Below are 18785 nucleotides of genomic sequence, written 5' to 3' on the forward strand. Positions count from 1 at the left end.
GTCGGGACTGTTCAGCGTCGGCGGCGGCATCGCCGCGGTGCCGCTGCTGACCGGGCTGTTCGGCACGCGTCAGGCGGTTGCGCAAGGCCTGGCGCTGGCGCTGGTCACGCCCGGCTCGGCCGCGGCGCTGTTCGCCTATGCCCGTGCCGGCGCCGTCGACTGGCCGCTCGGGCTGGCGCTGGCCTTCGGCGGTGTGCTGAGCGTGTCGGCCGGGGTTGCATTCGCGCACCGGCTGCCGGAGCGGCGGCTGCGTGCGCTGTTCGCGCTCGGCATCGTCGCGACCGCCGGCGCGATGCTCGCATCGGCCTGAAGCGGTCGTTCAGTCGAGTGCTGCCGCTGCGCCGCGCAGCGCCGCATCGGGGGCATGGATCACGAAGCACGGGATCGGCTGCAGATAGGTCGTGAACCGGCCGCGATGCTCGAAGCGCGCCCGGAACGGCGAGGCGGCGAAGAACTCCGGGAAGCGCGGCACGATGCCGCCGCCGATGTAGACGCCGCCGCGCGCGCCGAGCGTCAGCGCCAGATTGCCGGCCGCGGTGCCGAGCATGGCGCAGAACACCGTCAGCACCCGCCGGCACAGCGCGCAGTCGCCGCTGGTGCCGCGCTGCACGATCTCGGGCGCCGCCATCGCCTCGGCCGGCAGGCCGTCGATCTCGGCGAGCGCCTGATGCAGGTTCGGCAGGCCGAGCGCGCCGGAGACCAGCCGCTCGACCGACACGTGCGGGTGGCGGGCGAGCGCCCAGCGCAGGATTTCAAGCTCCAGCGCATCGGCCGGGCTGAAGCTCACGTGCCCGCCCTCGCCCTCGATCGCGCGCCAGCCGCCGTGCCCGTCCGGCAGCAGCCCGGACACCCCGAGCCCGGTGCCGGGGCCGATCAGCCCGATCGCCGTGCCCGCGACCGGCACCGTGCCGCCGACCTGCTGCAGCGCCTCACCGGCGAGCAGCGGCAGCGACAGCGCCAGCGCCTTGAAGTCGTTGAGCAGTTCGAGCCGCTCAAGACCGAGCGCCGTGCGCGTCGCCTCGCGCGAGAAGCGCCAGGCATTGTTGGTCATCTCGACGCGATCGCCGGTGACCGGATTGGCGATCGCCACCGCCGCCCGCTGCGGTCGCGGCCCGCCGGCGTGCCGCAGATAGGCGTCGGCCGCCCCGGCGAGATCGGCGTAGGCCGAGGTCGCGAGCACCTGCACGGCGCGCGGCGTGCTGCCCGGGCCGTCGCTGAGCGCGAAACGGGCATTGGTGCCGCCGATGTCGGCGATCAGGTCGGGCGTGCGGTCGGAAGCGCTCGAAGACATGGGCAACGGACTCGGCAGCGGGGAGGGAAGAAAGGAAGGGGAGGAGCGAAGGGATTGCCGGATACCGACGCCCTGCGGGCGCCGGTGTTCCGCGTCCGGCGTTCAGCCGGCCGCTGCCAGCAGCCCGCGCTCGGCGAGCACGCGCTCGACGGTATCGACGATGGCCTGGGTCTGGGCGTCGATCTCGAGGTTCACGAGTGCGCCGACCTGCAGTTCGCCGTAGGTGGTGGCGCGCAGGGTTTCCGGAATCAGCCAGACATCGAAGGTGTCGCCCTCGACGCGGCCGATGGTCAGGCTGCAGCCGTTCAGCGCCACGAAACCCTTCGGCAGCAGGTACTTCATCAGCGCCGCCGGCGCCCGGAACACGACTTCGTGATTGTTCTCGGGCCGCTCGATGCGAATGATTTCGGCGAGTGCATGCACATGGCCCGACAGCACGTGGCCGCCGATCTCGTCGCCGTGGCGCGCCGCGCGCTCGACGTTGACGCGATCCCCGACCGCGAGCCGGCCGAGGTTGGTCACGCGCAGCGTCTCCAGCATCGCATCGAAATGCACGAGCCGGCCCTCGAAGCCGGTGATGGTCAGGCAGGTGCCGTTGACCGCGACGCTGGAGCCGATCGCAAGCCCGGTGCACAGCCGCTCGGGCAGCTCCAGCGTCAGGGTGACGAGTTGCGGACGCTCGACGAGCGCGACGACGGGCACGGCGGCCTGGACGATGCCGGTGAACATGGCGATACCTCCGGAGGACGGGGCGGGCGGTGCTGCGGACCCGTGCGTGCCGGTCGCACGGGGGCGCTGCACCGCAACAGGAAGCGGGTCCTGCGGATGGTAACGCGGGCGGGGTGTCGGCAGCCGCTGCCGATGAGGCCCGGAGCAGACGTTCAGCCGTTGCTGACCTTCCCGCCCGGCGCCCCGGCATCCAGGCTGCGCACCGGCGGCAGCGTGCGGTCCGGACCACCGGTCGGCACCGGTGGCGGCGCAACGCCGGCGAGCAGGCCGGCGACGGCGAGGGCGTCGCGGATCATGTCCATGGCCTTGTCGAGCACGCGGCGGCGGCCGAACACGCTCCAGGCGCTGTTCAGCGCCAGGCGCCCGAGGACGGATCTGACGTTCTCCTTCAGCAGCGCCCCGACCACGGCATCGGCGCGGGTCTTCAGGCCGCCCTGCACCGGTTGCAGCTCGGATTCGCGGATCTGCGGCCACGGCAGGCCGAACGGAGCCTGCGGCTGGAAGCCGTCGATCGCCGCACCGGCGGCGCTGCCGAACAGCGGCAGGATCGGGACCAGCTGCACCGGTTTCTGATCGTAGCGGTCCTCAAAACCGTACAGGCGGTCGTATTCGGACCCGGCGCCGGCCGTGCCGCCGAACAGCGGGTTGTCGCCGGCGAGCACGAAGTGCCGGCGCAGGAACTGCTGGCAGTTCAGGCGCCCGAGCAGGTAGTCGTGGGCGCGGAAGGCGCGGTTCAGGAAGCCGCCGAAGCCGCCGAGCGTGCCGCACGCGATCGGTGTGCCGGGCAGCTGCACGCGCCTGCCGTCGGCTGCGTAGCGCACCGGCGTGATCAGGAAGCGGCTGTAGACATCCGGATGATCGGCGAGCATCAGCTCGGGCAGCTTGAAGCGCATCTGCTGGATCGCGGCGCTGAGCAGGTGCTTGATCGCCGGGATCAGCTTCAGGCCCTCGGGCACCTGGTAGTCCTCGGTGAACACCGGCGGGCACGGGAACGGGTCGATCATCAGCACCGCGCAGTCGGCCTCGTGCGGGCTGCGCGGGTTGTGTTCGCGGCCATGGTCTTCGGCGAGCGTGCGCCGGCCGATCTCGAAGGGCTCGTTGTCGATGGTGCCGCCATCGACGTTGACGTAGTCGTAGGCGCGCGTGCAGACCGTGGCCGGCAGCGCGGTCGGGATTCTGGCCTGTACGGTGCAGCGGGCAATGACATCGGGTCGGGCCGCATGGAACTCGGGCAGCGTCCACAGCCGCTGGTTGTAGATCTCGGCCTGCGTGCGCTTGAGCGCCCGCGGCGCGAGGCCGACCGGGAAGGCGCCGCTCGCGAGCGCGGCCTGGCCGAGCTGGCCCCAGCCGCCGCCGGTGCCGTTCTGGCGGCCGAGCACGATGGTCTCGCCGTCCTCGCTGGCCGTGCTGCCGGGGTCGAGCCGGAAGCGGATGCTGTCGGCGTGCAGCGTCATGCCGTAGACCGCCTGCGCGGCGTCGCCGCGGAAATCGATGCCGTAGGGCACGCCGCGCTGGTTGTTGAGCGTGAAGTACAGATCGAGCGGCTGGCTGACGAAGGCCGGCAGCGACGCAGCCCCTGCGGCCCAGTCGACGGCGAGCGCCTGCGCGGCGATGCGATCGAGCGCGGTCGAATCGAGCAGCGAACTGAGCGGCCCCTGCCTGAGGTCGGCGGTGCCGAGCAGGCCGGAAATGTCGACGCGCTCGACCCAGGCGTCGAACAGCGGGTTGCTGGCGCCGGCTGCCGGGTGCTGCGTGCGCACCGGCGTCACGCCCGGGCGCAGCGTCGAGGCGAAGATCGCGCCGACGATGGCGCCGGCCGAAGCGCCGCTGATCACGCGGATGCGCACGCGCCAGGGATACCTGCCCGGCTGCCTGGCCTTTTCGGCCTCGAAGGCGGTCAGCGCCTCGACCAGGAAATCCAGCACCCCGGCCGTGTAGGCGCCGGCCGACACCGCGCCGGCCATGGTCAGCGCGATGTCGAAAACCGGCTCATTGTTGTTGTCGCCCATGTTCCGTCCTCCCGCGGTGCGTGCCCCCGTGGCACGTGCGGTCAGGACATAGCAGAGGCGTGCAACACCTGGCGCAATGCGCAGGTGAACATCCGGAAAGGATGCCGGCGGGCGCCCGGGCGGATGGCGGCGGGCTGAAACGGCACCGGCCCGTCCGGGGAGGGGCCGGTGAGGGCGCCGGGGTGCATCAGTCGCCGGATTCGGCGGCGCGCCGGGCGTCTTCCTCCATCTTCCTGCGCAGGCTCAGCGGGCGCATGTCGGTCCAGACCTGCTCGATGTGGGCAAGGCAGGTCTGCTTGTTGCCCTGCGTGCCTTCATGCGTCCAGCCCAGGGGCAGCTCCCGGTCGGCGGGCCAGATCGAGTACTGCTCCTCGTGGTTGACGACCACGGCATAGAGGGTGGTGTCTTCCTGTTCATCGTAACTGCTCATCGTCGGACTCCCGTGCCGGTTCACCGCCGGGTTTGCGGTGCTCCGGGAGTCTGTCGGCAAGCAGCCGCCGCTGCCGGCAAGCGCGGCTTTCGTGACGGAGCCTGCAGTTTCAGTTCGTCAGGGAGTCGCGGCCGGTGTGGGCAGGGCGGGAACGACGCCGGCCGGCCGGCAGTGCAGGGGGCTGTACGTCATCGGCTGCCGGTACGTCATCCCCGCCTGCATCCGGGGCGGCTGCGAAAACCGCGGGAGCGGCGTGCGCCTGCACGCAGGCCATGCATTCCGAGCGCGTGCCTTCGGTGCCTTCGAGCCGCCAGCCCGGCGGCGGACAGCGTTCGGCGCGACAGAGTGAATATTCGCCGTTGCTGCCGATCATCACGGCATAGCGGATCGCGGTATCGACGACGACGCCCATGGCTGTCCTCCTGCAGGCCGGGTCCGGATGCGCGGGGTTGCGACCGGTACCTGCTGGCCTTTTGCCAGCAAATGATGCACTGCGGCAAGCCCGGATTTTGTGCGGGAATCCGGGCAGGAGTTCCCCGGAAATTCCACGCAGGCCGTGCTTGCCGGCCTCAGCAGGCCGCGGCGGCGGCGGCCAGTGCCAGCAGCCCGTCGGTCTGCGCGACGATCGCCGCGTGCACGGACGGATCGAGCTTCTTCAGCCAGCGCCGCGGCAGGCGGCTGGCGCCGCAGCGGGCGCCGGCGAGCTGGCCGACGATCGCGCCGGTGGTGTCGGCATCGCCGCCGCGGTTGACGGTGCGGATCAGGCAGGCCTCGAAGTCCTCCTCGGCGAAGAAGGCATCGAACACCGTCTGCACGGTATCGACGATGTAGCCGCCGGCCTGGCCCGGATAGGGCTCGAAGCGGAACTGCCGGTGCGACGCGATCAGCGTGTCGGCCTGGAGGCGGCAGTCGGCGGTCGTGCCGCCGAGCATCAGCGTCTGTGTCATCTGCCCGAGCGTGACGGTGGCGGCGTCGGAGAGCGGGTTGTGATGCGTGAAGCGCGCCTGTTCCAGCGAACGCTTGACCAGCGCCCTCGGGTGGCCGAGCGTGACGATGGTGACCGGCACGTTGCGCATCGCCGCACCGTTGCCGGCGTCGGCGCTCTCCGGAGTCAGCAGCGAGCCGTCCTTCAGGTAGCGCCGGATGCCGCGCCGGCAGGTGTTGCCGACATCGGCCGGCTTGCTGCGCAGCCACTCGGCCCAGGCTTCGGCGATCGCCGTCAGCTGCCAGCCGCCGGACTCGATCAGCGCCAGCCCGAGCGCCATCGACATCTGCGTGTCGTCGGTGACGGCGCCGGCCCTGAGCTTCAGCCAGCCGCCGCCCTTGATCTCGTCGTGCCGGCCGTGCTGCGCGGCGATTTCGCGCGCGGTCAGGAATTCCACGGTTGCACCGAGCGCATCGCCGAGCGCCAGGCCGAGGTAGGCGCCCAGGGCGCGGTCGCGAACGTCACTGTCGTACATCGCAGGGCTCCGGGCATGCGGCATCAGAGCCAGCTGGTGCGCACGCGGTAGTCGCCGCCGATGACGAGGTACTCGCCCTCGCCCTTGAGCATGTGCTTCGGCAGCAGGTCGTTGAAGAACAGGATCTTGGTCAGCGGCACCTCGGCTTCGAGGATGCAGTCGCCGAACTCGCCGGCGCGGTCGCGATCGGCGCTGAAGGAACTGAGGTTGTTCAGGCGCAGCTGCGCCGTGCGCTTGTCGATGCGCTGCACCAGCGGGTGCTCGGTGAGATCGTTGACGCCGCGGTACAGCCGCAGGTGCCGGGCCGGGGGCGGCAGCAGCGGGAAATGTTCGAGCCGCCACTGGCAGAAGCTGTACAGCAGGTCGAGCTGCGCGTGCACCGCGTTGTTGTGGAAGCGCGGCGCCATCTTCTCCTCGACATAGGCGATCCACTGCGGGCTGGAGAAGCGCGTCAGCGCCGCCTTGTGCCAGGTCGGGAACAGGCCGAAGCGGCTCTCGACCCAGCCCTTGAGCACCGCACCCTCGGGGTTGCTGGCGTCGAAGGCCCAGCCCTTGAGCAGGCGCAGGTAGCTCGCGCGAAAGCGCCGGCAGGCGCCGCAGGCCGGTTCGTCCGGGCGGGCGAGGCCGAACACCACGTCCATGTAGTCCTGGAAGATCTGCCCGGCCGAGCGCGCGTCCGGGCATTCGGCGAGCTTCGAGTACAGCGCCCGGTTGGTCTCGCGCACGGCCGGGATCACCAGCGGCACCGGGGCGTCGTTGTACGCAAGGCTCGCGATCACCGCCGCCGGCACGCCGACCAGCGGCGTGCTGTGGCCGATGCGCGACAACGGTGTCGGTTCGGGGGTGTGCGGCGTGTTTTCGGTGCCGGTCCGGGTCAGGCTCATCAGGCAACTCCTCCTCGTTCCTCGTTCCTGCTCGTTCTTGTCGTGGTCCCGGCGCCTGCGCTGCGGCCGGCATCGCCGGTCCTGTCACGGACCCGGCCGCTGCCGGGCTGCGCCCTGCCGGTTTTCGTGTCGGCTGTCTGTCGGCTGTCGTGTCGGTGTTCATGTCGGCATTCATGTCGGCTTTGTCGTGCCGGCTGCCGCCGGCTGCAGCCCAAAGCCGACAAATCGCCGATCCGGGAAACCGTGAGCAATCCACATGCCGGAGCACGCGCGCGCGTACGCGCGTGCGATCGGCTAATTCAGGGCATCGGCCGGGATTGATCCAGATCAATTCATTGCCGGTCATTCAGGAAACGGGACGGGTAGCCGGCGGCCTGCACGCGGTCTGTCGGCATTCGGCCGAATGTCCGGATTTGTCGGAGAGGACACACGGTGCGACAGTCATGCAGCCTTGTGTCCGGAGTCTTTTTATCCATTTTCAATCAATGACTTGTATTATTTTATCGAGTTTGGCACGCCGGTTGCTCATTAGCTCGTGGGGAGCAGCAAGGTCCCGATGGTTAACAAAATCCTGAAACCTGATCTCGAAGGAAGACGGCAAATGAGCACGCTTAGGCAGATTGCCTTCTACGGCAAGGGTGGAATCGGCAAGTCCACCACCTCCCAGAACACCCTCGCCGCGCTCGCGGAAATGGGTCAGAAGATCCTGATCGTCGGCTGCGACCCGAAGGCTGACTCCACCCGCCTGATCCTGCACGCAAAGGCCCAGGACACGGTGCTCTCGCTCGCCGCCGAAGCCGGCAGCGTCGAGGATCTGGAAATCGAAGACGTCATGAAGATCGGTTTCCGCGACATCCGCTGCGTCGAGTCGGGTGGTCCGGAGCCGGGCGTCGGCTGCGCCGGTCGCGGTGTCATCACCTCGATCAACTTCCTGGAAGAGAACGGCGCGTATGACGGCGTTGATTACGTCTCCTACGACGTGCTCGGCGACGTGGTCTGCGGCGGTTTCGCGATGCCCATCCGCGAGAACAAGGCCCAGGAAATCTACATCGTCATGTCCGGCGAAATGATGGCCATGTACGCGGCCAACAACATTTCCAAGGGCATCCTGAAGTACGCGTCCTCGGGCGGCGTGCGCCTCGGCGGCCTGATCTGCAACGAGCGCAAGACCGACAAGGAACTGGAACTGGCCGAAGCGCTGGCCGGCAAGCTCGGCACCAAGCTCATTCACTTCGTGCCGCGTGACAACGTCGTGCAGCACGCCGAGCTGCGTCGCATGACCGTCATCGAATACGACCCGAACTGCAAGCAGGCCGGCGAGTATCGTCAGCTGGCGGAAAAGGTTCACAACAACGCCGGCAAGGGCGTCATTCCGACCCCGATCACGATGGACGAACTCGAAGACATGCTCATGGAGTTCGGCATCATGACGAAGGAAGACGAGTCCATCGTCGGCAAGGCGGCGTCGGCGGCCTGATCGGCGCCGCGAGCCCTCCCTCCGAAAATGCGGGGGAGGGCCGGGACGGGGGTAAACCACACGCGGCGGCATCCCGTTCCGTCCCGCCCATCGGCGAATGGGTTTGCCGCATCGTAAACAGGATTCCGATTCTGGGAGGGCCAGATGAGCTCGACGGCTGAAGACATCAAGGCGCGCAACAAGGCGCTGATCGCGGAAGTTCTCGAAGTTTATCCCGAGAAGGCGAAGAAGAAGCGCCAGAAGCATCTGAACGCGTATGAAGGCGGCAAGCCGGATTGCGGCGTCAAGTCCAACATCAAGTCGCTGCCCGGTGTCATGACCATCCGTGGTTGCGCGTACGCCGGTTCCAAGGGCGTGGTGTGGGGTCCGATCAAGGACATGGTCCACATCTCGCACGGTCCGGTCGGCTGCGGCCAGTACTCCTGGGCCTCGCGCCGTAACTACTTCATCGGCACGACCGGCATCGATTCCTTCGGCACGATGCAGTTCACGTCCGATTTCCAGGAAAAGGACATCGTCTTCGGCGGTGACAAGAAGCTCGAAAAGATCATCGACGAGATTCAGGTCCTGTTCCCGCTGAACAAGGGCATCTCGATCCAGTCCGAATGCCCGATCGGCCTGATCGGCGACGACATCGAAGCCGTCGCGAAGAAGAAGTCCAAGGAATACGAAGGCAAGACCATCGTTCCGGTGCGTTGCGAGGGCTTCCGCGGCGTTTCGCAGTCGCTCGGCCACCACATCGCCAACGACGCGATCCGTGACTGGGTGTTCGACAAGTCCACCGGCGAGATCGAAGGCTTCGTGCCGACGCCGTACGACGTGACGATCATCGGCGACTACAACATCGGCGGCGACGCCTGGTCCTCGCGCATCCTGCTCGAAGAGATGGGCCTGCGCGTGATCGCCCAGTGGTCCGGTGACGGCACGCTGGCCGAGCTCGAGAAGACCCCGAAGGCGAAGCTGAACCTCATCCACTGCTACCGCTCGATGAATTACATCTCGCGGCACATGGAAGAGAAGTACAACATTCCCTGGCTCGAATACAACTTCTTCGGCCCGACCAAGATCGAGGAATCGCTGCGTGCCATCGCCGCGCATTTCGACGACACGATCAAGGCCAATGCCGAGCGCGTGATCGCCAAGTACAAGGCCCTGACGGATGCCGTCATCGCCAAGTACCGGCCGCGCCTCGAAGGCAAGAAGGTCATGCTGTTCGTCGGCGGCCTGCGCCCGCGTCACGTGATCGGTGCCTACGAAGATCTGGGCATGGAAGTGGTCGGCACGGGTTATGAGTTCGCCCACAACGACGACTACCAGCGCACCACGCATTACGTGAAGGACGGCACGCTGATTTACGACGACGTCACCGGCTTCGAGTTCGAGAAGTTCGTCGAGAAGGTCCAGCCCGACCTGGTCGGTTCCGGCATCAAGGAAAAGTACGTGTTCCAGAAGATGGGCGTGCCGTTCCGTCAGATGCACTCCTGGGACTACTCCGGTCCGTATCACGGCTACGACGGCTTCGCCATCTTCGCCCGTGACATGGACATGGCGATCAACTCGCCGGTCTGGGGCCTGACCAAGGCGCCGTGGAAGAAGTGATTAGCGTGCGGGGCGGCAAGCCGACATACGCCCCGCCTTTACCCGAATTCATGTGATTTTGGAGACAGGCCATGAGCCAGAACGCTGAAAAGGTGCTGGACCACTTCAAGCTGTTCCGCGAGCCGGAATATGTGGAGATGTTCGAGTCCAAGAAGAAGAACTTCGAGGACGCGGTGCCGGCGGAAGAACTTGAGCGCGTCCGCGAGTGGGCGAAGAGCTGGGAATACCGCGAAAAGAATTTCGCCCGCGAAGCCCTGACGGTGAATCCGGCCAAGGCCTGTCAGCCGCTCGGTGCGGTGTTCGCCGCGGTCGGCTTCGAGAGCACGCTGCCGTTCGTGCACGGTTCGCAGGGTTGCGTTGCGTACTACCGCTCGCACTTCAGCCGTCACTTCAAGGAGCCGACCAGCTGCGTCTCCTCGTCGATGACCGAAGACGCCGCGGTGTTCGGCGGCCTGCAGAACATGATCGACGGCCTCGCGAACAGCAACGCGATGTACAAGCCGAAGATGATCGCCGTGTCGACCACTTGCATGGCGGAAGTCATCGGTGACGACCTCAACGCCTTCATCAAGACCGCCAAGGAAAAGGGCTCGGTGCCGATGGACATGGATGTGCCGTATGCGCACACCCCGGCCTTCGTCGGCAGCCACGTGACCGGCTACGACAACTCGATGAAGGGCGTGCTGACGCACTTCTGGGATAACGCCGAGCGCACCCCGAACGAGTCGATCAACCTCATCAACGGTTTCGACGGCTACGTCGTCGGCAACATCCGCGAGCTCAAGCGCGTGCTCGGCCTGATGGGCGTGGACTACACGCTGATCGGTGACCAGAGCGACGTGTGGGATACGCCGACCGATGGCGAATTCCGCATGTACGACGGCGGCACCAAGATCGAGGACGTGAAGGCCGCGGTCAACGCCAAGGCCACGCTGTCGATGCAGGAATACTGCACCGAGAAGACGCTCGCCTACTGCGCCGACAAGGGCCAGCAGACGGTCGCGCTGAATCACCCGGTCGGCATCGCCGGCACCGATCGCCTGCTGATGGCGCTCTCCGAGCTGACCGGCAAGGAGATCCCGGCGGAGCTGCTGAAGGAGCGCGGCCGTCTGGTCGACGCGATCGCCGACTCGCAGGCGCACATCCACGGCAAGAGCTTCGCGATCTACGGCGATCCGGACCTCTGCTACGGCCTGACCGAGTTCCTGCTCGAACTCGGCGCCGAGCCGAAGCACGTGCTCTCGACCAACGGCAACAAGGCCTGGGCCGAGAAGATGCAGGCGCTGTTCAACAGCTCGCCGTTCGGCAAGGGCTGCGTCGCCTACGCCGGCAAGGACCTCTGGCACATGCGCTCGCTGCTGGCGACGGAGCCGGTCGACTTCCTGATCGGCAACACCTACGGCAAGTACCTGGAGCGTGACATCGGCACCCCGCTGATCCGCATCGGCTTCCCGGTGTTCGACCGTCACCACCACCACCGCTCGCCGATCTGGGGCTATCAGGGTGGCATGAACCTGCTCGTCAAGCTGCTCGACAAGATCTTCGACGAGATGGACAAGGACACCAACATCCCGTCCAAGACCGATTACAGCTTCGACATCATCCGCTGAGGCTGCCCGGACGCACCGCGCGTGCGTGAAACCCGCCCCGAGCCCGGGGCGGGCGGGGGAACCGGAGGCGCCGGCTCCGACCCCCACTCCCGGCGGCCCCCTGAGTGCGCTTTCTGCGGAGAGCCGGGGCCGCCTCTCTATTTCGGGCGGGTGCCGTTGCTGAAGGCCGGCGACCGTGAAGGCTTCCGTCGTTACATCTGGAGAATCAGGATCATGGCCAACGTTACGTTCAGTTCGCCGAGCATGAAGAAGGATGTCACCGTCTACGCGACGGCCGGCGACACGCAGACGCTGCTGGCGGTCGCCAAGCAGCACAAGATCCCGGTGCACTTCGAGTGCGAGAACGGCGAGTGCGGTTCCTGCGTCGTGCAGGTCACCGTGCTGACCGCCAACGCCCCGTACGCGATCGCGCTGACGGAGAAGGAAAAGGCGGTCCTGAAGCTCGCCGGCAAGATCACGCCGGAGCAGATCGACAACGCCGAGGTCAACGACGTGCCGCCGCCCTACCGCCTGGCCTGCCAGTTCATCGTGCGCAACGAGGACATCCTCGTGAAGTTCTGATTGCGGCCGGCACCCGGTGACGGGTGCTGCCAGGGAAGCGCCTCGACCCGCCGCCTGCACGGCGGGTCGGTTTTTTTCGGTTCCGTGACCGCCAGGCGACGGTCGTCCGTGCGGGCAGCGCCAACCTTACCGTTCTGTCATCAGCGTTTCATGCTGCGTTGCCACACTGCGCCGCCTTGTTTCGAACGGCAGAGCAGGAGGACAGCCGCCGTGAGCGCAGCCGACACCGCAACCGAACTATCGCTGGCGCTCTGGGCGCTGAAGCGGGCACTCGCGCGCCAGGATGCCCATGCCCAGCCCGACATCGACCGGCTGCGTGTCGATGCCGCCTACCGCGACACCATCGTCGCCGAAGCCGGACAAAGTCCGCACGAGGCCGTGCGCGAGGCTGCGGCGCGCGTGCGCGCCCTGATCAGCGCCGCCGTGCAGGAAGCGAGGCAGGACAAGGCCGCGCGCCGCGGTGCGCGCACGGCGCTGGTCGCCGGCATGGTGCTGGTGCTCGCGGCCGCCGGCGTGCTCGGCTGGCAGTGGCAGACGCTTCAGCCCCGGCAGGGGCGCACACCGGTTGTGGCGAGTGTCGTGCCGCAGCCGGCTGCAGTCGTGACTCCCGCAGCGATTCCGGCAGCCGTGACGGTGCCGAAGCCGGTGACGCAGGCGGCTGCGCCGCTCGCAGCGGAAGCGGCGAACACCCCGGTCCAGCTCCTGTCCCGGCCGGAGGACATCGCGCCGGCCGCGGCCGGGAGCGTACCGGCAGCCAGCGCCGCGCTCCCGGTGGTGCCGGTCGCAGCGCTGCCGGCAGCGGCTCCCGTGAAGCTGCGCATCCATGGCTCGAACACGATCGGGGCCGAACTCGCGCCGGCGCTGGTCGAGCGTTTCCTCGCCCGGCGCGGCGCGAGCGACGTGCGCCGCGTGCCGGGCACCCGGGCCGAGGAAATGCGCATCGAGGCGACGCTGCCCGGCAGCGAGGGGCGGATCGCGATCGAACTGGCCGCGCACGGCAGCGGCACGGCCTTCACCGACCTCGCCGATGGCCGGGCCGACGTCGGTGCCGCATCGCGGCCGGTCCGGGACGAGGAAATCCGGAAGCTCGCCGCGCTCGGGGATTTCTCGTCGCCGGCGGCCGAGCACGTCATCGGCCTCGACGGCGTCGCGATCATCGTCCATCCGGCCAATCCGCTGCGCTCGCTGAGCCGCGAGCAGGTCGCGAAGCTCTTCGCCGGCGAGATCCGCGACTGGGCCGAACTCGGCGGCAGGCCGGGTCCGGTGCACATCTATGCGCGGGACGAGCGTTCCGGCACCTGGGACACCTTCCAGTCGCTGGTGCTCGGCAAGGCCTACCCGCTCAGTCCCGAGGCACAGCGCTTCGAATCCAGCCCCGAGCTGTCGGATCGGGTCGCGACCGACGCCGGCGGCATCGGCTTCATCGGTCTGCCCTACGTGCGCATGGCGCGGGCGCTGGCGATCGGCGATGGCAATGCCGTGCCGAGCGCGCCGAGTCCGTTCACGGTCGCGACCGAGGATTACCCGCTGTCCCGCCGCCTGTTCTTCTATCTGGCGCCGACCGGCGACAACCGCATGGCCCGCGAACTGGTCGAGTTCGCGCTCGAGAACGACGGTCAGCAGGTGGTCGAGGCCCACGGCTTCATCTCGCAGCGCGTCGCCCCGCAGCGCGTCGCGCTGTCGCCGAACGCCCCGAAGGAGTACGAGTCACTGACGCGCGATGCGCTGCGCCTGTCGGTGAACTTCCGCTTCCGCCCCGGCAGCGGACTGCTCGACGGCAAGGCGCAGCGCGACCTGCGCCGGGTCACGGACTACCTCGCGCAGGCCGAGAACCGCAGCCGCCAGGTGCTGCTGTTCGGCTTCACCGATGCCCGTGGCAGTCCGGAGCAGAACCTCAGGCTGTCGCAGCAGCGCGCGCAGGAGATTGCCCGCGAACTGCAGGCCCGCGGCATCCAGACCCGGGTCGTGCGCGGCTTCGGACCGGCCAACCCGGTCGCGGCCGACGATTCGCCGAGCGGACAGGAGCGCAACCGCCGGGTCGAGATCTGGGTGATGTAGTGCTCAGGGCGCCGGGCGCAGCAGGCGCGGCGGTACACCGGCGCCGCGCTTGCCGTTGGCGAGGCGCACGTCGTATTCGAAGCCGCCGCGCCGGGCCGGACGCACGGCCTCGATGCGCGCCGGCAGCCAGTCGCTGAGGTATTTCGCTTCGACCGCCTGACCGACGCGGTACTCGGGCGCCGGTGCCGGTGCCGGGAAAAACGCATCGAAGCCGCCGCTTCCGTGGCCGCCGCCGTTGGCCGGCGGCGGTTCGCCGGTTCCGGCCCCGGGCTGCGGTGCCGGAACCGGCGCACGGCCGCCGGCCGAACCCGGCCTGGTGCCGGTGCGCGGGCAGAGCACCTCCCACTGCTGGGCAATGCCGAGTCCGCCGCTGGCGTTGTCCTGACCGACGATGCGGCCCTGCGCGTCGCGCCAGCGCGTGCGGCCGCGCCCGACATCGCTGCGCCAGACGCCGGCGAAGGTGTAGGTCTCGCCATCGACCGGCGTGATGCGCCCGGCCGTGCAGTCGGCCTCGGCACGCCAGATGCGCTTCGCATCGTCGCCGGCCATCTGTTCGGCCACGCAGGCGGCGACCGGCCGGCCGGGCTCCCAGTTTTCGCACCAGCCGGCGGCGGCCTCGCGCGTGATGCGCGCCTCGGCGACGGCGTGTGCGGTATCGAGCCCCTGCGTGCGGAACACGGTCGGATTCAGGCACTTCGCGCAGAGCGCCAGCCATGGTCCGGCGAAGGCCGGCAGGGCCGTGCCGGAAACGAGGACGAACAGGGCGAGGCAATGGCGGCTTCGGTATGACATGCGGCAGTGGCCCTCCCGGGGAGCGGTGGCGCATCCCTGCCGGATCGGACGATCAGCGCCGCTGCAGGAAGCGCAGCACCTCGGTGGCGAAGGCCTCGGCGCGCCAGGTGTTGGTCGCGGTCACGTGCGTCGCGTGCGGCAGCAGCCACAGCCCGCAGTCCGGGATGTGGTCGTACATCGCCAGCACGTCGTCCATCGGCACCAGCGGATCGCGGTCGCCGCAGACCACCAGCGTCGGGCAGCGCAGCTCGCGCAGCGTCTCGATCGTGTGGGCGTGATCGGAGGTGGCCGGGTCGAGGGCCTCCGAGACGCGCGTGATCACCTGCTCCCAGGCATCCGGGCCGCCCTGCGGCTGGTGGATGCGCGACAGCCAGCCGGCGAGGCCGACGCCGCGCCAGTAGGCGGCATCGGCCATCTCGCGCGTGCCGCCGTGCGTGTGCTCGTTCTTGTGGTAGCTGACGCGGTACAGCACCAGCTTCGCGACCCGCGCCGGGTGATGCACGGCCAGCCAGAGCGCGGTCGCACCGCCCATCGACGAGCCGACCAGATGCGCGCGCTCGATGCCGAGCGCATCGAGCGTGTCGAGCACGCCGCGGCCGCAGTCGCCGATCGACAGGTGCGCGGCGCGCATCGGGCTCGCGCCGTGACCGGGCAGGTCGGGGGCGATGGTGCGGTGGTGCTTCGCGAAGGCCGGCAGCTGCGGCTTCCATTCCTCGTGGCACATGCCGCCGCTGTGCAGCAGCACGAGTGCCTCGCCGCTGCCGGCTTCGATGTGATGCAGGGCTGGCATCGTTAGCGTCTCCGCGTCGCCGCAAGGACGGGCATTGTATGCTCTGCAGGCAGACGACTTTCCATCCTGAGGATCACCCGCCATGCGTACCGGATCGATCCGGGCCCTGAGCCCGCGCGGCTTCCATACCGTGCGTTACGTCGAGTGGGGCGAGGCCGACAACCCCGAAGTGCTGTTCTGCGTGCACGGCCTGACGCGCAACGGCCGCGATTTCGACCGTCTGGCGCGTGCGCTCGCGGCCGATTACCGCGTGATCTGTCCGGACGTGGTCGGGCGCGGTGCCAGTGACTGGCTCGCCAACAAGCTCGACTACGGCTACCCGCAGTACCTGACCGATCTGGTCGCGCTGATCGCGCGCAGCGGCGCCGAACAGGTCGACTGGCTCGGCACCTCGATGGGCGGGCTGATCGGCCTGATGCTGGCCGCGCAGCCGAATCACCCGATCCGCCGGCTGGTGCTGAACGACGTCGGTCCGCTGATCCCGAAGGAATCGCTCGAACGCATCGCCGCCTACGTCGGCGCGCCGCAGGTGTTCGACACGCGCGAGGACTTCGAACTGTACGCGCGCGCGATCTGGGCACCGTTCGGACTGACCAGCGACGGCGAATGGCAGGACCTGCTCGCGCACTCCGGCCGGCGCACCGGGGACGGGCGCTGGGCCTTCAACTACGACCCCGGCATCGCCGAGCCCTTCCGGCAGATGGCGATGGCCGACATCGACCTCTGGCCGCTGTGGGACCGCATCCGCTGCCCGACGCTGCTGCTGCGCGGCGAGACCTCCGACGTGCTGCCGCGCTCGGTCGCGCGCGAGATGACGACGCGCGGCCCGAAGGCGCGGCTGGTCGAGTTCCCGAACTGCGGCCACGCGCCGGCGCTGATGAATGCCGAGCAGATCGCCACCGTGCGCGACTGGCTCACGACGGCGGAGACGGCCTGATGCCCGGCAGCCCGGCCCCGGGGCCCGCGAAGGGGCGCGCTTGATCGAGCTGCTGCTGCGCATCGGCGGCATCGTCTTTCCGGTGTTCGCGATCGCGGCGGTCGGCGCGCTGTGGGGGCGCCGGCACCGGCCGGACATGAGCGTCGTCAACCGGCTCAATGTCGAGGTGTTCGCACCGGCGCTGGTGTTCTGGGCGCTGGCCGACAAGCCGCTCGACTTTGATCTGTATCGCGACCTCGCCATCGGCGGCATCGCGGTCGTGCTCGGTTCCGGGCTGCTGCTGTGGCCGTTCGTGCGCCTGGCCGGCATCGACGCGCGTACCTTCATTCCCCCGATGATGTTCAACAACAGCGGCAACATGGGCATCCCGCTGGCGCTGTTCGCGTTCGGCGAGACGGCGCTGCAGGCGGCGGTCGTGCTGTTCATCATCGAGATGGTGCTGCACTTCACGGTCGGCCTGTACATCCTCGATCACCGCACGCGACCGTGGCGGCTGCTGAAGATGCCGATGATCCAGGCGACGATCGCCGGGCTCGCCTGCAGCGCCTTCGGCCTGACGCTGCCGGCGCCGCTCGCCAACACCATCAAGCTGATGGGCCAGGTGTCGATCCCGCTGCTGCTGTTCGCACTCGGCGTGCGCCTGCTCGACGTGAACCTGCGCGACTGGAAGCTCGGCACGGCCGGGGCCTTCGCCGGACCGCTGGCCGGGGTCGCGAGCCTGTGGCTGGTGCTGCCGTGGCTGTCGCTCGACGAGGCGCAGTTCCCGCAGCTGCTGATCTTCGCGGCGCTGCCGCCGGCGGTGCTGAACGTGCTGGTGGCCGAGCAGTACCGCCAGGAGCCCGAGCGCGTCGCCTCGATCGTGCTGATCGGCAACCTCGGCAGCCTCGTGGTGCTGCCGGCCGCGCTATGGTTTGCATTGCCACACTGAAACGCAGTCCGGCGGCGAGTCCTGCCGTCCGGCCCCGTCCCCCCGCAGGAGGCTTCCGCCATGACCCAGCGACAGCACAACGTGCTCGGCGAACCACTGGCCGTCTGTTCGGTGCTGCCGATGACCGGCTTCACGCGCAACGGCTGCTGCGATGCCCATTCCGGTGACACCGGCAGCCACACCGTCTGCGTGCGCGTGACCGCCGAGTTCCTGCGCTTCTCGCGCGCATGCGGCAACGACCTGTCGACGCCGCTGCCGGCCTGGGGTTTTCCGGGCCTCAGGCCCGGCGACCGCTGGTGTCTGTGCGCCGCCCGCTGGCAGGAGGCGCTCGAAGCCGGCGTCGCGCCGCCGGTGCTGCTCGCCGCCACGCATGCGCGCGCGCTCGAACACGTGCGCCTCGACGACCTGCGCCGGCACGCGCTCGATCCGGCCTGAGCTGCCGGCAGGCATCATCCTGCACGGCCAGCACGCCGCCCCGTGCGGGGTCTCGCCGGCGTTCTGCCGATCCCGCAGAAGATCCTTCCGGTTCTTTTTGCCAGCCCGGCCAGTTCTCACAACATTGCCAATTTTGCCAACACGGAGTCGCAGCGCATGCACACGTCCCTGGTGCTCACGGTGATCGGCCCGGACCGGCCCGGTCTGGTCGAGGCGATCGCCGCCGTCATCGCCCGCCACGGCGCGAACTGGGAAGAAAGCCGCATGGCGCAGCTCGGCGGCCAGTTCGCCGGCATGCTGCGCGTGACCGCGCCCGAGGAAACGCAGGATGCCCTCGAGGATGCGCTCGCCGGACTCGGCAGCGTCGGCCTCAAGGTCACCGTCGCGCGCGCCGCCGGCGCCCAGGCGCAGGTGCCGAAGCTGCTGCACCTGAACCTGGTCGGTCAGGACCGCCCCGGCATCGTGCGCGAGATCGCCGAGGCGCTGGCCCGGCGCGGCGTGTCGATCGAGAGTCTCGAAACCCGCTGCGTCAGTGCCTCGATGTCCGGCGAGATGCTGTTCGAGGCCGAGGCCGTGCTCGCCGTGCCGCCGGCGCTCGCCGCCGACGAACTGCGCACGGCACTCGAAGCCCTGGCCAACGAACTGATGGTCGATCTCGATCTCGCCGAACCGGCCGGTGCCTGAGCCCGGATTGCCGGACTGCGCAAGTTTCTGAATCGCCGATCGATTCATGTCAGGCCGCTCTGGAGGGCAGGGCTGAAGATCAGGAGATTGCCGGTGTGCGCTCACCGCCGG

Annotated in this window: 19 protein-coding genes; 10 read left to right on the top strand and 9 right to left on the bottom strand. The window is 68.8% G+C overall.

The annotated features are described in order from the left end of the window. On the top strand, positions 1–310 hold a 310-nt coding region (locus PKE44_RS04430; protein WP_324548480.1), incomplete at its 5' end, for a sulfite exporter TauE/SafE family protein. A gap of 9 nt (positions 311–319) precedes the next feature. On the opposite strand, the gene PKE44_RS04435 is transcribed toward PKE44_RS04430, so the two are convergent. The 7 genes from PKE44_RS04435 to PKE44_RS04465 form a co-directional block, all read right to left on the bottom strand. Further along, entirely contained in the window at positions 320–1291 is a 972-nt protein-coding gene (locus tag PKE44_RS04435; protein WP_324548481.1) for a glucokinase, read from the bottom strand. A gap of 102 nt (positions 1292–1393) precedes the next feature. Next, on the bottom strand, positions 1394–2020 hold the full coding sequence (locus PKE44_RS04440; RefSeq protein ID WP_324548482.1) for a riboflavin synthase subunit alpha: 627 nt from the start codon (positions 2018–2020) through the stop codon (positions 1394–1396). A gap of 152 nt (positions 2021–2172) precedes the next feature. Beyond that, positions 2173–4029, bottom strand: coding sequence for a patatin-like phospholipase family protein (locus PKE44_RS04445; RefSeq protein WP_324548483.1), 1857 nt, complete (start codon positions 4027–4029; stop codon positions 2173–2175). Positions 4030–4216: 187 nt separating this feature from the next. Next, a complete protein-coding gene (locus PKE44_RS04450) occupies positions 4217–4459 on the bottom strand; it encodes an MbtH family NRPS accessory protein (protein WP_324548484.1) in 243 nt (80 codons plus the stop codon). Between the two features lie 109 nt (positions 4460–4568). Further along, complete coding sequence (locus PKE44_RS04455; protein WP_324548487.1) at positions 4569–4871, bottom strand: MbtH family NRPS accessory protein; 303 nt, start codon at positions 4869–4871, stop codon at positions 4569–4571. Positions 4872–5028: 157 nt separating this feature from the next. Beyond that, a complete protein-coding gene (gene draG / locus PKE44_RS04460) occupies positions 5029–5919 on the bottom strand; it encodes an ADP-ribosyl-[dinitrogen reductase] hydrolase (RefSeq protein WP_324548488.1) in 891 nt (296 codons plus the stop codon). Positions 5920–5942: 23 nt separating this feature from the next. Next, positions 5943–6803, bottom strand: a complete 861-nt coding sequence (locus PKE44_RS04465) for an NAD(+)--dinitrogen-reductase ADP-D-ribosyltransferase (RefSeq protein WP_324548490.1) — start codon at positions 6801–6803, stop codon at positions 5943–5945. Positions 6804–7404: 601 nt separating this feature from the next. Here PKE44_RS04465 and nifH point away from each other — a divergent pair. The 5 genes from nifH (at position 7405) to PKE44_RS04490 (ending at position 14108) form a co-directional block, all read left to right on the top strand. After that, positions 7405–8280, top strand: a complete 876-nt coding sequence (gene nifH / locus PKE44_RS04470; protein ID WP_324548501.1) for a nitrogenase iron protein — start codon at positions 7405–7407, stop codon at positions 8278–8280. A 144-nt stretch (positions 8281–8424) separates the two neighbouring features. After that, positions 8425–9879 carry a nitrogenase molybdenum-iron protein alpha chain gene (gene nifD, locus PKE44_RS04475; RefSeq protein WP_324548491.1) on the top strand — a complete coding sequence of 485 codons (1455 nt, stop codon included), beginning with the start codon at positions 8425–8427 and terminating at the stop codon, positions 9877–9879. A 71-nt stretch (positions 9880–9950) separates the two neighbouring features. Beyond that, positions 9951–11489, top strand: a complete 1539-nt coding sequence (gene nifK, locus PKE44_RS04480) for a nitrogenase molybdenum-iron protein subunit beta (protein ID WP_324548492.1) — start codon at positions 9951–9953, stop codon at positions 11487–11489. 213 nt (positions 11490–11702) lie between these two features. Then, positions 11703–12050, top strand: a complete 348-nt coding sequence (locus PKE44_RS04485; RefSeq protein WP_324548493.1) for a 2Fe-2S iron-sulfur cluster-binding protein — start codon at positions 11703–11705, stop codon at positions 12048–12050. A 210-nt stretch (positions 12051–12260) separates the two neighbouring features. Next, positions 12261–14108 carry a substrate-binding domain-containing protein gene (locus PKE44_RS04490; RefSeq protein ID WP_324548494.1) on the top strand — a complete coding sequence of 616 codons (1848 nt, stop codon included), beginning with the start codon at positions 12261–12263 and terminating at the stop codon, positions 14106–14108. A gap of 3 nt (positions 14109–14111) precedes the next feature. Here the strand turns inward: PKE44_RS04490 and PKE44_RS04495 are convergent, their stop codons facing one another. Further along, on the bottom strand, positions 14112–14900 hold the full coding sequence (locus PKE44_RS04495; RefSeq protein ID WP_324548495.1) for a hypothetical protein: 789 nt from the start codon (positions 14898–14900) through the stop codon (positions 14112–14114). A gap of 52 nt (positions 14901–14952) precedes the next feature. Further along, complete coding sequence (locus PKE44_RS04500) at positions 14953–15690, bottom strand: alpha/beta fold hydrolase (protein WP_324548496.1); 738 nt, start codon at positions 15688–15690, stop codon at positions 14953–14955. 82 nt (positions 15691–15772) lie between these two features. On the opposite strand from PKE44_RS04500, the gene PKE44_RS04505 reads away from it, so the two are divergent. From PKE44_RS04505 to PKE44_RS04520, 4 genes are all read left to right on the top strand, one after another. Next, on the top strand, positions 15773–16627 hold the full coding sequence (locus PKE44_RS04505) for an alpha/beta hydrolase (RefSeq protein WP_324548497.1): 855 nt from the start codon (positions 15773–15775) through the stop codon (positions 16625–16627). A gap of 40 nt (positions 16628–16667) precedes the next feature. Further along, positions 16668–17555: an AEC family transporter gene (locus tag PKE44_RS04510; RefSeq protein ID WP_324548498.1), complete on the top strand. Its 888-nt coding sequence runs from the start codon at positions 16668–16670 to the stop codon at positions 17553–17555. Positions 17556–17615: 60 nt separating this feature from the next. Next, positions 17616–17990 (top strand): DUF2237 domain-containing protein, encoded by a 375-nt coding sequence (locus PKE44_RS04515; RefSeq protein ID WP_324548499.1) that lies wholly within the window; start codon positions 17616–17618, stop codon positions 17988–17990. 156 nt (positions 17991–18146) lie between these two features. After that, entirely contained in the window at positions 18147–18674 is a 528-nt protein-coding gene (locus tag PKE44_RS04520; RefSeq protein WP_324548500.1) for an ACT domain-containing protein, read from the top strand. Positions 18675–18785: the final 111 nt, after the last annotated feature.

The organism is Plasticicumulans sp. (assembly GCF_035331805.1).
In the GTDB taxonomy this organism is placed as follows: domain Bacteria; phylum Pseudomonadota; class Gammaproteobacteria; order Competibacterales; family Competibacteraceae; genus Plasticicumulans.

Coding starts and splice junctions, on each gene's coding strand:
- PKE44_RS04435 (WP_324548481.1), bottom strand. CDS start 1,291: ATGTCTTCGAGCGCTTCCGACCGCACGCCCGACCTGATCGCCGACATC.
- PKE44_RS04440 (WP_324548482.1), bottom strand. CDS start 2,020: ATGTTCACCGGCATCGTCCAGGCCGCCGTGCCCGTCGTCGCGCTCGTC.
- PKE44_RS04445 (WP_324548483.1), bottom strand. CDS start 4,029: ATGGGCGACAACAACAATGAGCCGGTTTTCGACATCGCGCTGACCATG.
- PKE44_RS04450 (WP_324548484.1), bottom strand. CDS start 4,459: ATGAGCAGTTACGATGAACAGGAAGACACCACCCTCTATGCCGTGGTC.
- PKE44_RS04455 (WP_324548487.1), bottom strand. CDS start 4,871: ATGGGCGTCGTCGTCGATACCGCGATCCGCTATGCCGTGATGATCGGC.
- draG (WP_324548488.1), bottom strand. CDS start 5,919: ATGTACGACAGTGACGTTCGCGACCGCGCCCTGGGCGCCTACCTCGGC.
- PKE44_RS04465 (WP_324548490.1), bottom strand. CDS start 6,803: ATGAGCCTGACCCGGACCGGCACCGAAAACACGCCGCACACCCCCGAA.
- nifH (WP_324548501.1), top strand. CDS start 7,405: ATGAGCACGCTTAGGCAGATTGCCTTCTACGGCAAGGGTGGAATCGGC.
- nifD (WP_324548491.1), top strand. CDS start 8,425: ATGAGCTCGACGGCTGAAGACATCAAGGCGCGCAACAAGGCGCTGATC.
- nifK (WP_324548492.1), top strand. CDS start 9,951: ATGAGCCAGAACGCTGAAAAGGTGCTGGACCACTTCAAGCTGTTCCGC.
- PKE44_RS04485 (WP_324548493.1), top strand. CDS start 11,703: ATGGCCAACGTTACGTTCAGTTCGCCGAGCATGAAGAAGGATGTCACC.
- PKE44_RS04495 (WP_324548495.1), bottom strand. CDS start 14,900: ATGTCATACCGAAGCCGCCATTGCCTCGCCCTGTTCGTCCTCGTTTCC.
- PKE44_RS04500 (WP_324548496.1), bottom strand. CDS start 15,690: ATGCCAGCCCTGCATCACATCGAAGCCGGCAGCGGCGAGGCACTCGTG.
- PKE44_RS04505 (WP_324548497.1), top strand. CDS start 15,773: ATGCGTACCGGATCGATCCGGGCCCTGAGCCCGCGCGGCTTCCATACC.
- PKE44_RS04515 (WP_324548499.1), top strand. CDS start 17,616: ATGACCCAGCGACAGCACAACGTGCTCGGCGAACCACTGGCCGTCTGT.
- PKE44_RS04520 (WP_324548500.1), top strand. CDS start 18,147: ATGCACACGTCCCTGGTGCTCACGGTGATCGGCCCGGACCGGCCCGGT.